Source organism: Luteimonas sp. A478 (genome assembly GCF_054052025.1).
Genome location: NZ_JBSVRF010000003.1, coordinates 1 through 13,692 on the forward strand (window position 1 = coordinate 1; position 13,692 = coordinate 13,692).

11 protein-coding genes are annotated in these 13,692 nt (G+C 67.1%); 8 read left to right on the plus strand and 3 right to left on the minus strand.

Translation table 11 applies throughout. The annotated features are described in order from the left end of the window. Window positions 1-100 precede the first annotated feature (100 nt). Complete coding sequence (locus tag ACW7G3_RS06535) at window positions 101-790, minus strand: glutathione binding-like protein (RefSeq protein ID WP_456981838.1); 690 nt, start codon at window positions 788-790, stop codon at window positions 101-103. Between the two features lie 463 nt (window positions 791-1,253). Between ACW7G3_RS06535 and ACW7G3_RS06540 the strand changes: the two genes are divergently transcribed. Both ACW7G3_RS06540 and uvrD read left to right on the plus strand, forming a co-directional pair. Further along, on the plus strand, window positions 1,254-4,244 hold the full coding sequence (locus tag ACW7G3_RS06540) for a bifunctional diguanylate cyclase/phosphodiesterase (RefSeq protein ID WP_456981839.1): 2,991 nt from the start codon (window positions 1,254-1,256) through the stop codon (window positions 4,242-4,244). 189 nt (window positions 4,245-4,433) lie between these two features. After that, window positions 4,434-6,635: a DNA helicase II gene (uvrD, locus tag ACW7G3_RS06545; RefSeq protein ID WP_456981841.1), complete on the plus strand. Its 2,202-nt coding sequence runs from the start codon at window positions 4,434-4,436 to the stop codon at window positions 6,633-6,635. Window positions 6,636-6,828: 193 nt separating this feature from the next. Here uvrD and ACW7G3_RS06550 read toward each other — a convergent pair whose 3' ends face one another. After that, the gene (locus tag ACW7G3_RS06550) at window positions 6,829-7,074 is read right to left on the minus strand and encodes a hypothetical protein (protein ID WP_456981843.1); all 246 of its coding nucleotides are present in this window, start codon (window positions 7,072-7,074) and stop codon (window positions 6,829-6,831) included. Window positions 7,075-7,379: 305 nt separating this feature from the next. Here ACW7G3_RS06550 and tviB point away from each other — a divergent pair, with 305 nt between their 5' ends. Beyond that, a complete protein-coding gene (gene tviB / locus ACW7G3_RS06555) occupies window positions 7,380-8,663 on the plus strand; it encodes a Vi polysaccharide biosynthesis UDP-N-acetylglucosamine C-6 dehydrogenase TviB (RefSeq protein ID WP_456981844.1) in 1,284 nt (427 codons plus the stop codon). A gap of 171 nt (window positions 8,664-8,834) precedes the next feature. Next, window positions 8,835-9,293 (plus strand): VanZ family protein, encoded by a 459-nt coding sequence (locus tag ACW7G3_RS06560; protein WP_456981846.1) that lies wholly within the window; start codon window positions 8,835-8,837, stop codon window positions 9,291-9,293. A 79-nt stretch (window positions 9,294-9,372) separates the two neighbouring features. On the opposite strand, the gene ACW7G3_RS06565 is transcribed toward ACW7G3_RS06560, so the two are convergent. Then, the gene (locus ACW7G3_RS06565; RefSeq protein ID WP_456981848.1) at window positions 9,373-9,927 is read right to left on the minus strand and encodes a DUF2058 domain-containing protein; all 555 of its coding nucleotides are present in this window, start codon (window positions 9,925-9,927) and stop codon (window positions 9,373-9,375) included. 84 nt (window positions 9,928-10,011) lie between these two features. Between ACW7G3_RS06565 and ACW7G3_RS06570 the strand changes: the two genes are divergently transcribed. The 4 genes from ACW7G3_RS06570 to ACW7G3_RS06585 all read left to right on the plus strand — a co-directional run bounded on the left by ACW7G3_RS06570 (window position 10,012) and on the right by ACW7G3_RS06585 (window position 13,517). Beyond that, window positions 10,012-11,034 (plus strand): NAD-dependent epimerase/dehydratase family protein, encoded by a 1,023-nt coding sequence (locus tag ACW7G3_RS06570; RefSeq protein WP_456981850.1) that lies wholly within the window; start codon window positions 10,012-10,014, stop codon window positions 11,032-11,034. Between the two features lie 55 nt (window positions 11,035-11,089). Then, window positions 11,090-11,563, plus strand: coding sequence for a helix-turn-helix transcriptional regulator (locus ACW7G3_RS06575; protein WP_456981852.1), 474 nt, complete (start codon window positions 11,090-11,092; stop codon window positions 11,561-11,563). Continuing rightward, the gene (locus ACW7G3_RS06580; protein ID WP_456981854.1) at window positions 11,556-12,269 is read left to right on the plus strand and encodes a nucleotidyl transferase AbiEii/AbiGii toxin family protein; all 714 of its coding nucleotides are present in this window, start codon (window positions 11,556-11,558) and stop codon (window positions 12,267-12,269) included. The genes ACW7G3_RS06575 and ACW7G3_RS06580 overlap by 8 nt, the downstream gene beginning before the upstream one ends. A 423-nt stretch (window positions 12,270-12,692) precedes the next feature. Next, window positions 12,693-13,517 carry an MraY family glycosyltransferase gene (locus ACW7G3_RS06585; protein ID WP_456981856.1) on the plus strand — a complete coding sequence of 275 codons (825 nt, stop codon included), beginning with the start codon at window positions 12,693-12,695 and terminating at the stop codon, window positions 13,515-13,517. The last annotated feature ends 175 nt before the right edge of the window (window positions 13,518-13,692 follow it).

The window sequence follows — 13,692 nt, forward strand, 5'->3', positions numbered from 1 at the left end:
CCCCCCCCCCCCCCCCCCCCCCCCCCCCCCCCCCCCCCCCCCCCCCCCCCCCCCCCCCCCCCCCCCCCCCCCCCCCCCCCCCGCTCCTACCGGGGATCCTTCAGCGTTTGCCGAACAGCTGCGCTTTCTGCTCTTCGGTCATCGGCTTGCCGAGATCCGGGTTCACCTGCTTTGCCAGCGCATAGGCACGCTCGGTGGCGGGGCGGGCGGCGATGGTTTCCTGCCAGCGCACCACGTTGGGGTAGGGGGCCATGTCCACCGGCGCGCTGTCGTACCCGTTGATCCACGGGTAGGCGGCCATATCCGCGATCGAATACTCCGCGCCGGCAAGGAACTCGCGCCCTTCCAGCCGCTTGTCCAGCACCTTCAGCAGCCGGTTCACCTCGTTCGCGTAGCGTTCCATCGCGTAGCCGATCTTCTCCGGCGCATACACGTGGAAATGCCCGTACTGGCCGCTCATCGGCCCCAGCCCGGCCATCTGCCAGAACAGCCATTCCAGCGCCTGGATCCGCTCGCGCGGGCCGGTTGGCAGGAACTTCCCGGTCTTCTCGGCCAGGTACATCAGGATCGCGCCGGACTCGAACACACTCTGCGGGGCGCCGCCGTCGGCTGGCCGGTGATCCACGATCGCCGGCATCTTGTTGTTCGGCGAGATCTCGAGGAACTCCGGCTGGAACTGGTCGCCTTCGCCGATGTTTACCGGCTTGATGGTGTATTCCAGCCCCGCTTCTTCCAGGAACAGGGTCACCTTGTGACCGTTGGGCGTGGGCCAGTAGTAGAAGTCGATCATCGTCGGCGCTCCGGAAATGGGGGAATCATCGAGTCTAGCCCCGCGGCCGTATCCCCACGTGCAACGCAGCATCGCCAACCCATTTGTAGGAGCGCGCCATGCGCGCGAAGCCGCGTGAATGTGATCGTGCGGCAAGGCGTCGGCGGGTTCGGCGTATCCGAGGCCACGCGGCAAGGTCAGGGTTCACGCGGCTTCGCGCGCGCGGCGCGCTCCTACGGATCCGGCCCCGACGGGAACAGCCCGACGCCATGTGTCACGCGGCTTCGCGCGCATGGCGCGCTCCTACAAAAGGGCGTCGGTGGATGTTTCACACGGTGTGCCCCGGTGTGGCACGACATGCCCGCGCCATCTGGCGCTGGGGCGGCGGGGGGGATAGGCTGCGGATGACCTGTCAGGGGGACAGTCTTGATGCCGCAGGCCGCCATGTACCCGTCCGGCGTCGCAAAGCCCAGGGGGCAATCCATTGAGTGATGCGCTGCCAGGCACGGACTTTGGCCTGGCCCAGCGGCGCCGGGCCTGGCTCGCCGGGTGCATGCTTTTCGCGGGCCTGCTGGCCGCGGCCGCGCTGGTGGCCTGGGGTGATCTGCAAGTGCGCCAGCAGGCCGGCCAGCGCTACGTGCAGGCACTGGCTGACAGCCATGCGCGCGAGGTCGGCCACGAGCTGGCCGCGGTCGAAGCGGAGTTACGGGCGCTCGCCGATGGCCTCGCCGTCATCGGCGCTACGGCTCCCGAAGCGGTTCCACTGCTGCTGCATGACAGCCTGGCGGGCATCGCCCGGCGCAACCCGGCCCTTGCCGGACTGAGGCTGGAAGACGCCGCGCCGGATTTCGTCCCTGCAGCCGGGGCAGCGCCACGACGCCTGCACCTCGGCCTGTCTGCTTCCGATGCCGATGGCAACTGGCGTCTGCCGGTGGCCGTACGGGTGCCCGGACGCGCGGATGGCAATGCCCAGTGGCTGCGCGCCGAGCTGGACGTGGACGTCTTCAGCAGCGTATTGCGCGTCCACGAGGTCGGCAGTTCCGGCGTCGCTTCGGTGCTCGGCCACGACGGAACCCTGCTTGCCCGCTCCGATACCGGCGTCCTGCAGGCGGGCCTGCAGGCGACGTACTCGCCGGCCTTCGCGGCATTGGAGCAAGCACCCTCCGGCGTGGTGCGTTCGAAGAGCCGGCTCGATGGCGTGGTCCGCGTGGTTGGCTACCGCTCCGTAAAGGGCTGGCCCCTGGTCGCCACGGTCGGCATTCCGCCGAAAGTCCTGCATGCGGGCTGGTGGACCTTCGTATGCGCGCTGGCGCTGGGCATCCTGCTGTTGATGGCCGCGTGGGGATCCGGGCTGTACTTCCTGCGCCGCGCCACCCGCCGCGAGCATGAGATACGCCTTTCGCTCAACGCCAGTGAACACACCGTCGGCGACCTGCGCGAGCGCGTGCGTGATGCCAAAGCGCAATACCGGTTCCTCTATGAGCAGCATCCGCTGCCGGCCGTGGTCTATGACCGCGAGACCCTCCAGGTGCTGGAAGTCAACGCGGCCGCCGAGTCACAGTACGGCTACGAGCGCGAAGCGTTCCTGGGCCTTCCGGCATCGCGGGTGCTGGCCGAAGGCGTTACCGAGGACGACGTGCGCGAAGAGCTGCGCAACCATCCCAATGCCTACGGCCGCCGCATCTGGCCGCACCTGCGGGCCGACGGAAAACCCTTCAGCGCGCTGGTGTTCGCCCGCGACATCTCCTCCTTCGACGGCCGGCCGGCGCGCCTGATGCTGGCCCTGGACGTGACCGAGCAGGTCCGCGCCGAGGCCGATCTGCGCCTGCTGCGGCGCGCGGTGGAATCAAGCGGGGAAGGGGTGTTCATCGTCGATGTCGCGCGCGAGGAGCTGGTGTATGCCAACGAGGCGTTCGCGCGCCTGTGCGGGATCGGCGGCGCGCCGGGGCTCTCAATGACCCGGGTGGCGGTGGACACCATTGCCGACGACGGGGTCCGCGCGATCCTGCGCAGCGCGATCGAGCGCGGGCAGGGCACCTCGGTGGAAGTCGCCGGCCCGCGGGCACTCGAGGGCGAGTACTGGCGCGAGATCCGGCTCTCGCCGGTGCGCGGCAAGGAGGGCGGGGTCACCCATTTCGTCGGCATCCTCACCGACATCACCGCCCGCCGCATGGCCGCGCGCGACCTGGCCTGGCGCGCCTCTCACGAAGCGCTGACCGGGCTGTTCAACCGCGATGCGCTCATCGCCCGCATCGACGACGCCATCGACGCGGCGGTGACTGCCGGAGACGGCGCCGGGATCGCTGTGAGCCTCATCAACCTGGACCACTTCAAGCTCATCAACGACAGCCTTGGCAGAGTGGTTGGTGACGAGGTGCTGGTGGCGCAGGCCCGGCGGCTGGAGGAAGCCGCAGCCAGCGGTGACGTGGTGGGCAGTCTTGGCGGCGACGAGTTCGGCATCCTGCTGGGCGGCCTCACCGGCGCGGAGGTCTGCGAACGGGCGGAGGCGCTGCGCGCTGCGGTCTCGCGACCGGTGCCGGTGCGTGGCATCGAACTGCTCACCACCGCCAGCCTTGGCTATGCCTGCTACCCCGGCGACGGCGGCTCCGGAGCGGAGCTGCTGCGCCTTGCCAGCCGCGCGGTCGACCGTGCCAAGCATGAGGGCCGCAACCGCAGCGTGGCCTACCACTCCGGGCTCGACCCGCACGCCGCCGAGCGCCTGGCGCTGGTGCAGGAACTGCACCGGGCGCTGGAGGAGCAGCAGTTCGAACTGGAGTTCCAGCTCAAGTTCGACGTCTGGCAACGGCCCGCCGGCATGGAGGCCCTGGTGCGCTGGCGCCATCCCGAGCGCGGCCTGTTGGGCCCGGGTGCGTTCATGGAGGCCTGCGAGGAGTCCGGGCTGGTGATGCAGCTGGGCAGCTGGGTGCTCGACCAGGCGGCCCGATGCTGGCGCGAGCTCGAGCAGCTGGGCCACGGGGGGCTGCGCATGGCGGTCAACGTGTCGGCCCTGCAGGTGCGCGAAGAGCTGGTGGGGGAAATCGCCGCGGTGATGGCCCGGCACGGGCTGCCGCCCGGCGTGCTGGAGCTGGAACTGACCGAGAGCGTGCTGCTGGCCAACCCGGAGACGGCCACCGGCATCATGCAGTCGCTGAGCGCGCTGGGCGCCTCGATCGCGATCGACGACTTCGGCACCGGTTATTCCAGCATGGCCTACCTGCAGCACCTGCCGCTGCAGCGGCTCAAGCTCGACAGATCCTTCGTGCGCGACCTGGATACGGCCACCGACAGCCAGGCCATCTGCTCCGCGATCCTCGGCATGGCCCAGGCGCTGGGCCTGGGCATCACCGCCGAAGGCGTGGAAACCCCCGCCCAGCACGAATGGCTCCGCGCCCGCGGCTGCGATGAATTCCAGGGCTACCTGCTGGCCAAGCCCATGCCCTTCGAGACCCTGATTAGCCACCTCGCGGACCCCTGACCCACCGATCGCCGGGACCTGTAGGAGCGCGCCATGCGCGCGAAACAGCGTGAATATGATCTTTGCCGCGAGGCGTCGGCCCCTACGTAACGGCCGACGCCACACCGCATGGCCAATCGTCACGCGGCTTCGCGCGCATGGCGCGCTCCTACCAAAAGGGCGTTCCATCCGCGGGTTTACAATGGCGCGATGGATGTTTCCCACCTGATCGACGGCCTCAACGCCGACCAGCGCCAGGCCGTGACCGCCGAGCCCGGGCATTACCTGGTGCTGGCCGGCGCAGGCTCGGGCAAGACCCGCGTGCTGACCCACCGCATCGCCTGGCTCAACGAGGTCCACGGCGTGCCCGCGCACGGCATTTTCGCGGTCACCTTCACCAACAAGGCCGCGGCCGAGATGCGCCAGCGCACCAGCGCCATGCTCGATCGCAGCGGCGCCGGGCCCGGCACCCGCGGCATGTGGATCGGCACCTTCCACGGCCTGGCCCACCGCCTGCTGCGCCTGCACTGGCAGGACGCCAAGCTGCCGGAAGGCTTCCAGATCCTGGATTCCGACGACCAGCAGCGCCTGGTCAAGCGCGTGGTGCAGCAGCTGGAGCTGGATGAAGCCCGCTTCCCGCCGCGCCAGATCGCCTGGTGGATCAACGCCCAGAAGGATGAGGGCCGCCGCCCGCAGCACATCCAGCCCGGCGATGACGAATGGGCCAACGCCATGCGCCGCAGCTACGCCCTGTACCAGGAGCGCTGCGATCGCGCCGGCCTGGTCGATTTCGCCGAGCTGCTGCTGCGCGCCCACGAGCTGCTGCGCGACAACCCGGCCATTCTCGCCCACTACCGCCAGCGCTTCGGCCACATCCTGGTGGACGAGTTCCAGGACACCAACGCCATCCAGTACGCCTTCATCCGCGTGCTGGCCGGCACCGACGGCAAGGCGTTCGTGGTCGGCGACGACGACCAGGCCATCTACGGCTGGCGCGGCGCCAAGGTGGAGAACGTGCAGCAGTTCCTCAAGGATTTCCAGGGTGCGCAGACCATCCGCCTGGAGCAGAACTACCGCTCCAGCGCCAACATCCTCGACGCCGCCAACGCCGTCATCGCCCACAACCCCGAACGGCTGGGCAAGCGCCTGTGGACCGACAGCGGGCAGGGCGAAACCGTTGACCTGTATGCCGCCTACAACGAGATCGACGAGGCGCGCTTCGTGGTCGAGCGCATCAACCAGTGGGTGCGCGACGGCGGCAGCTACGGCGACTGCGCCATCCTCTACCGCAGCAACGCGCAGTCGCGCGCGCTGGAAGAGCAACTGCTGGGCGAAGAGATCCCGTACCGCGTCTACGGCGGCGTGCGCTTCTTCGAACGCGCCGAAATCAAGGACACCCTGGCCTACATGCGCCTGGTGGCCAACCGCGCCGACGACGCCGCCTTCGAGCGCGCGGTCAACACGCCCACCCGCGGCATCGGCGATCGCACCCTGGACGTGGTGCGCCAGACCGCCCGCGCCGCCAGCCTCTCGCTGTGGGATGCCTCGCAGCGCTGCAGCCAGGATTCCAGCCTCGCCGCCCGCGCCCGGAATGCATTGGCCGGCTTCCACACCCTGATCGACGACCTCGCCAACGAGGTCGAGAGCCTGCCGCTGCCGGAAAAATTCGACCACGTACTGGCCCGCTCCGGCCTGCGCGAGCACTGGGCGCGCGAAAGCCGCGGCGTGCTCGATTCCGAATCACGCATCGACAACCTCGACGAACTGGTCTCCGTCGCCTCGCGCTTCGTACGCGGCGACGATGAAGAGACCGAAGGCATGACCGAACTCGTCGCCTTCCTGGCCTACGCCGCTCTGGAGGCCGGCGAAGGCCAGGCTCAGGCCGGCGAAGACGGCGTGCAGCTGATGACCCTGCACAGCGCCAAGGGCCTGGAATTCCCGCTGGTGTTTCTGGTGGGCATGGAAGAAGGCCTGTTTCCCAACCAGCGCTCGGTGGACGAGGTTGGCCGGCTGGAAGAAGAGCGCCGCCTGGCCTACGTCGGCATCACCCGCGCCCGCCAGAAGCTGGTGCTGTGCTACGCCGAAAGCCGCCGCCTGCACGGCCAGGACATGTTCGGCATGCCCTCGCGCTTCCTGCGCGAGATTCCGGCTGAACTGCTGCACGACGTGCGTCCGCGTGCGAACGCCTCACGTCCCGCCTTCCCGCAGCCCAGGCAGCGCAGCCGCGGCCACGCCGTGGTGGATGAGAACCCCGGCATCAGCATCGGCCAGGGCGTCAGCCATCCCAAATTCGGCGGCGGCGTGGTCACCGATATCGAAGGCGCCGGCGCCCACGCCCGCGTGCAGGTCAATTTCGATGACGTCGGCAGCAAATGGCTGGTGCTGGCCTACGCCAACCTCCAACCCGGCTGATCCCATCCGCCGCGGGCCGGGTCACGCGTCGCGAAAAATGGCCCCCCGTAGGAGCGCGCCATGCGCGCGAAGCCGCGTGAATATGATCATTGCCACGAGGCGTCGGCCCCGGCGCACCGGCCGACGCCACACCGCACGCCAATCGTCACGCGGTTTCGCGCGCATGGCGCGCTCCTACGGGGGCGGGCGACGCTCAATCCCGAAGCTTGAATCCGGGGTTCTCGTTGAGGCTGCCGTCGGGCTCGATCACCACCCACTTATCGCCTTCGCGGTCAAACGCCACCGGCACCGGGTCCATGAACATCGGCCGGCGCACGAAGCGCAGCGTCCAGCCGAACTGTTCCAGGGTGTGCAGGGCCTTGGCCTGCGCTGCGGTCAGTCCCGCGCGCAGCGCGTCGGGATCGGGGTCGCCGGACCGGCGGCGTTCACGTCCGTACATCAGGGGGCCTTCTTTATTGCCAGACCATCCAAATGGGGCCGGCGGCGGGTCGAAGCAACCGCCGCTATCGGACCGGATCCTTCTGCCCCTTCTCCCATTCAGGTCAGGCCGCGATCCTAGACACCCGAATGTGATCACTGGATGCAGAAGCGCCCCACAGCTCCCCATCCCTTGCGCTCCCGTTGGCCGTGCACCTGCGTGACACGTGTGGGCCACGGCCGCATCGGTCGCCAAAACACGTAATAATCCGTCATCAACCCCGCTGCGCCCCGCAGGTCCGTGGCTGACATTGGAGCCAACTGAACATGCCAAATCAGACCTCGCCGCGCACCGCACGCATTGCGGTGGTGGGCCTGGGTTACGTAGGGCTGCCGCTGGCGGTCGAGTTCGGAAAGCAGTACGCCACCGTGGGCTTCGACATCAACGATGCGCGGATCGCCGAGTTGCGCGCCGGCACCGACAGCACCCTGGAAGTCGAGCCCGAGTTGCTGGCCGAGGCCACCAACCTGGAGTTCACCAGTGCACTGGATGGCATCCGCGATTGCAACGTCTACATCGTGACCGTGCCCACGCCGATCGACAGCGCCCGGCGCCCCGACCTGGCGCCGTTGCGCAAAGCGAGCGACTCGCTGGGCAAGGTGCTGCGGCCCGGCGATACGGTTGTGTACGAGAGCACCGTGTATCCCGGATGCACCGAGGAAGTCTGCGTGCCGATTCTGGAACAGGTAAGCGGTCTGGAGTTCAACAAGGACTTCTTCGTTGGATACAGCCCCGAGCGCATCAATCCGGGCGACAAGGAGCACCGGGTCACCTCCATCCTCAAGGTGACCTCCGGTTCCACGCCGGAAGCGGCGGACTTCGTGGACGCGCTGTATGCCAGCATCATCCCGGCTGGCACTCACAAGACCAGCAGCATCAAGGTGGCCGAGGCCGCCAAGGTGATCGAAAACACCCAGCGCGACCTCAACATCGCCTTGGTCAATGATCTGGCCATCCTGTTCAACAAGCTGGGTATCGATACCCTGGAAGTGCTGGAGGCGGCTGGCACGAAATGGAACTTCCTGCCGTTCCGCCCCGGTCTGGTGGGCGGACACTGCATCAGCGTGGACCCGTACTACCTCACCCACAAGGCGCAGGAGGTGGGCCACCACCCCGACGTGATCCTGGCAGGCCGCCGCACCAACGATGGCATGGGCGAATACGTCGCCAACCAGGTGATCCGCCTGATGGTCACCAACGATATCAATCCAGTGCGCGCGCGTGTGCTGGTGCTGGGCTTGGCGTTCAAGGAGAACTGCCCGGACCTGCGCAATACCAGGGTGGTGGACATCATTGAAGCGCTGAAGGGTTACAACGCCTGCGTGGATGTGTGCGATCCGTGGGTGGATGCTGCCCAAGCCAGGCATGAGTACGGGATCAACTTGACTACGCCGGGCGAAAGAGAATACGACGCCATCATCGTGGCGGTGGGGCATGACGAGTTCAGGGAACTAGGCGCGGCCGGCATCCGCGCGCATGGCAAGCCTGGCGCGGTGCTGTACGACGTGAAGTACGTGCTGCCACGAGAAGCCGTGGATGGACGGCTCTGAGCGTCAGCAAGTTGATTCATGATTACCGAGCCCCGGCCTGGTGCGGTGGGGTGTCGGCCGCGGGCCGCGCAGTGTTTGGAGGGATATATGAATCGAGTTGATTACGACGCGGTGCTGGGGTGATTGGCGCTTTTCACGGATGAGACAGTGCAACCTTCCCCAGGTGCGATGATGATTGCCGTTTCCGATTTGCTGCTTGGCTTACTGGTGCTGGCCGCGGGCTTTTTTCTTGCCCGCCGCGGCAGTCCGCTGACCCGGGTTTTTATCTTCGGCTCGGCTTTGGCGGTGTCCGCTCTGTTGTTTCTTCCGGGAGAGCAGGTCACGGGATTCGTCGGGCGTGATGGCATCGGCCAGATGCGTCGGTTTGCCGCCCACACCCCATGGGCCGTTGCCGAATGGGTGCACTTGCTGATCTTCCTATGGCTCGGGCTGCTCCTGTGGCTGGGCCGCCCGGACCTGCGCAATTGGAGAGGGTGGGCATTGGTGGCAGCGTTGGCCGTCGCTGCCGAGTTGGCGCAGGGTCTTACCCCGGGCCGCGAGCCGCGACTGGATGATGTGCTGTTGAACCTGGTGGGGGGGATGGCCGGGATTGTGATGGCCATCCTGCTGCGCCGGCTGTCCCGATTGTAGGAGCGCGCATGGCGCGTTCCTAGGAGGGGCGACCGGGCCGTGGGTGCGGGCGGAAGGGCGCGGGGCGCCACGCCTGGGCCTACCAGATCAGGTCGTCGGGGACTTCGAATTTGGCGTAGTAGGCGGCGTCTTCTTCGCTGATGGCGGCGACCTGGGTGTCTTCGGCCTGGCCGTGGTCGAGGACGATCAGGGCCGGGTCGCGTTCGCGCACTTTGTCGCCGGCCACGCGTGGGAGCAGTTCGTAGCGGTCATCCAGGCGGGCGATGACCACGGCGCCGGTGACGAGCTTCTTTCGCTGGTCGTCGTCGATCAGCACGGTGCGGATGGCGCCGTCGGCGGTGAAGCGGTATTCGCTTTCGCCAGTGCGCGGAAGCTTGCGGTCCTGGATGATCTGCCGGGCCTGGGCGCGCATTTCCGCCTGCCGGGCCTTGGCCTTGCGCTCGGCTTCGATGGCGCGGTCGCGTTCCGCCTTCTCGGCGCGGACGCGCTCGGCTTCACGCTGGATTCCATCGTCGGTGGGCGGCGCCTTGCCGTGGCGCGCCTTCACCTGCTGGCGGGCGATCTCGGCCACTTTGGACTTCTTGACCAGGCCTGCCTTGAGCAGCTGTTGTTGCAGCGGGTTGCCCTTTGCCATGTCGAGCGGTCCGGTGGGGGTGGGTGGCCATGATACGTGCGCTGCATCGCGGATAATATGTGCGCATCTCCCACGGGGCTCCCCATGACTGCGTTTGATTCCGCCTGCACCACGCTGCGCGCCCGGCCGCGCACCTGGCTGGTGACCGGCTGCGCCGGTTTCATCGGTTCCAACCTGCTGGAGGCGCTGCTGCGGCTCGACCAGCGGGTGGTGGGGCTGGACAACTTCAGCACCGGGTTCCAGCACAACCTGGACGAGGTGCAGGGGCTGGTGACGGCGGAGCAGTGGGGCAGGTTCCGCTTTGTCGAGGGTGACATCACCGATCTGGCCACCTGCCACGAAATGTGTGCGGGCGTGGACCACGTGCTGCACCAGGCGGCGCTGGGCTCGGTGCCGCGCTCGATCGCCGATCCCATCGCCACCAACCGGGCCAATATCGACGGCATGCTCAACATGCTGGTGGCGGCGCGCGATGCGAAGGTGGGCAGCTTCACCTATGCGGCCAGCAGCTCCACCTACGGCGACCATCCGGCGCTGCCCAAGGTGGAGGAAAACATCGGCAAGCCGCTGTCGCCCTACGCGGTCACCAAATACGTGAACGAGCTGTACGCGGATGTGTTTGCGCAGACCTACGGCTTCCAGAGCATCGGGCTGCGCTATTTCAACGTGTTCGGCCGGCGCCAGAACCCGGAAGGGGCGTATGCGGCGGTGATTCCGAAGTGGACGGCCTCGATGATCCGCGGGGGAGAGGTATTCATCAACGGCGATGGCGAGACCAGCCGCGATTTCACCTATGTGGACAACGCCATCCAGGCCAGCCTGCTGGCGGCGCTGGCGCCCGATGCCGCCCGCACCCGGGTGTACAACATGGCGGTCGGCGACCGGAACACGCTGAAGGGATTGTTCGCGGCCATTCGCACCACGCTGGCGGCCAATGGCGTGCAATACGCCCGCGACCCGGTGCACCGCGAGTTCCGCCCCGGCGATGTGCGCCACTCGCTGGCCGATGTCGGCGCAGCCCGGGAATTGCTGGGCTACGAGCCCACCCACGACCTGGCTGCGGGCTTGGCGGAAGCCATGCCCTGGTATGTGCGGCACTTGGGTTGAGTAATTTGTTTCTGATTGTTGACTTATATTTCGGTTTGTAAATAATCAGAAACAAATGACCGCCAAATCCGCTGCCGCCGCCACGCCTTCCCGTTCAATGCTCCAGGCCTTGGGCGAGAAGGTGCGCGCCCGTCGCAAGGCGCTGGGCGTCAGCGCTACGGCGGCTGCCGAATCCGCTGGAATCTCGCGCGTCACCTGGTATCGGATAGAGAAGGGTGAGCCGTCGGTGGCTGCGGGCGCCTATGCCGAAGCAGCCGTAGTACTTGGTCTGGAATGGGCGCTTGCAAAGCCCGGGCAATCCGCCAGACCGGACGATGCCGAAGGCTGGCTGCCCGCGCGGGTGTGCCTGTCTGACTATCCGCAGCTGCGCAAGCTTGCCTGGCACGTGCAGGGGATCGACGTGCTCACGCCCCGCGAGGCGCTGTCCATTTACGAGCGCAATGCCCGGCATCTGGACGATGCGGAACTGACGCCCGGCGAGCGCGCGTTGATCGATGCCCTGCGTATCGCATTCGCCAGTGATGTTTGAACGCCCGCACCATCAGCGCATCGCGCTGTTGTTGGGCGTTCTGGATGCCGCATTGATGCGGCGGCTGCACTGTCTGTTCGGCAGGGGCACGGCGATGGCGCTCCGCTTCGGTGAGTACCGCGAATCCGTGGACGTGGATTTCCTGGTGTCGGATGAGGGCGGATACCGGGAGCTGCGCCAGTTGGTGCGCGGAAGCGATGGCATCAGCGCCCTGGTGCGCGATGGCGCCCAGGTGCCGCCGGTGATGGGTGAAGTACGCGTCGATCAGTACGGCATACGCACGCGGGTGCGAATGATGGATACGCCGATCAAATTCGAGATCGTGAGGGAGGGGCGCATTGCACTGGATGAACCCGGTCCAGATGACGAGGTGTGCGGTATTTCCACGCTGTCAGGCGTGGACATGGCCGCCAGCAAGCTGTTGGCCAACTCGGATCGGGGACTGGATGACAGCACCTTCAATCGCGACCTGATCGACCTGGCGATGATGTCACCTGGCCGCTCGCTGCTGGAACAGGCCTTGGACAAGGCCGGAGCGGCCTATGGGAATGATGTGCGCCGCGACCTCGACAGGTCCGTGGAACGGCTGCGCGGGCGCGAAGGCTGGTTGGAGCGCTGCATGCAGGCGATGGATATCACGTTGCCCAAGGCGGTGGTCTGGCAGCGCTTGCGCATTCTTGAGCAGAAGCTGGTGCAGCTGTCCTGAATTGCCGGGCCATTGTGCTTCGGCCGATTCAGCTTTAGCTGGCCAACGCGTGCCGCGCGTCACATAACCACCTCTTGTGATGGATGGTCACGGGGGCGAAATACTTGCTGTGATATCCATGACTTACGTTTTGGGCGCTGGGGTTGGCCCGTTTTTTGCGTGTTTCTTGGCGTGATTTGGACTGGTGTGAAGTATGGATTGGGTGGTTGAGACAGGGATGTTGGCGGCGCTGGGAGCAGCGCTCATCACCTGGATAGTGCTTGAGTTGCTGCACCCGATGGTTCCCCGCTTGAACCTTCTGGATTACCCGAAGGGTCGCAAGGACCATGCGCACCCCACGCCGATCACTGGCGGGTTGGCGATGCTGGCGGCGTTTGTTGCGGTGGGGGTGGTCACCATTGGCAGTTCGCCACGGATACGCTGGTGTCTTTCTCGGTGGCGGCGCTGCTGCTGACCGGCGTGGGCCTGGCCGATGACCGCTACGACCTGCCCTGGTACTGGCGCATCCTGGCCCAGGTGCTGGCCGCGCTGATCATGGTGTACGGCGCCGGCGTGCGGGTGGAGCAGATCGGACCGGTGGTCGGGCTGGACAGCCTGGCGCCGGGATGGCTGTCGGTGCCGTTCACCGTGTTTGCGACGGTGGGCATCATCAATGCGGTCAACATGATTGACGGCGCGGACGGGCTGGCCGGGCTGCTGGTGGCGGTGGCGGTGGGTGCTTTCCTGCTCTACAACATGCGCTTTCCGTGGCAGGCGCGGGCCAAGGTGTTCATGGGCAATGCGGGCAGCGCGTTCCTGGGGCTGGTGGTGGCCTGGGTGGTGTTTCGCCTGACCCAGAATCCCGGCCATCCGGTGAGCCCGGTGCTGGCGCTGTGGCTGATCCCGATCATGGACTGCCTGGTGTTGACGGTGCGCCGCACACGCCAGGGGCGGTCGCCGTTCTCGGCCGGGCGCGATCACATCCATCACTTCATGCAGGATGCGGGTTTCGGGCCCACCCAGGCGGCGGTGGCGCTGGCGGGCTTCAGCCTGATCTGCGGGCTGTTGGCAGGCCAGGCGATGCGCATTGATATACCGCACCCGGTGATCCTGGTGGCCTTCCTGGCGCTGTGCGTGTTCTGGTACTGGCTGAGCGCCCGTCGTGCGCGGACGCTGGCGTTCTTCCGCGTGCTGCGCCGGGCGCCGGTGTTCGGCGCCGTGCGCTCCAGGACTGACGGCGACGCATCGAACGTGCCGAACCGGGGTTGACCTGCGGTCTGTGTAGGAGCCGGCTTGCGGCCTGTGTAGGAGCGCGCCATGCGCGCGAAGCCGCGTGACGCGTCGATTGGTTCGAACTGTCGGGCGGGTCGGTGCTTCGGATTCGATGTGGATGCCGAAGCCGCGCCGCGGGGGATTGAATTCACGCGGCTTCGCGCGCGTGGCG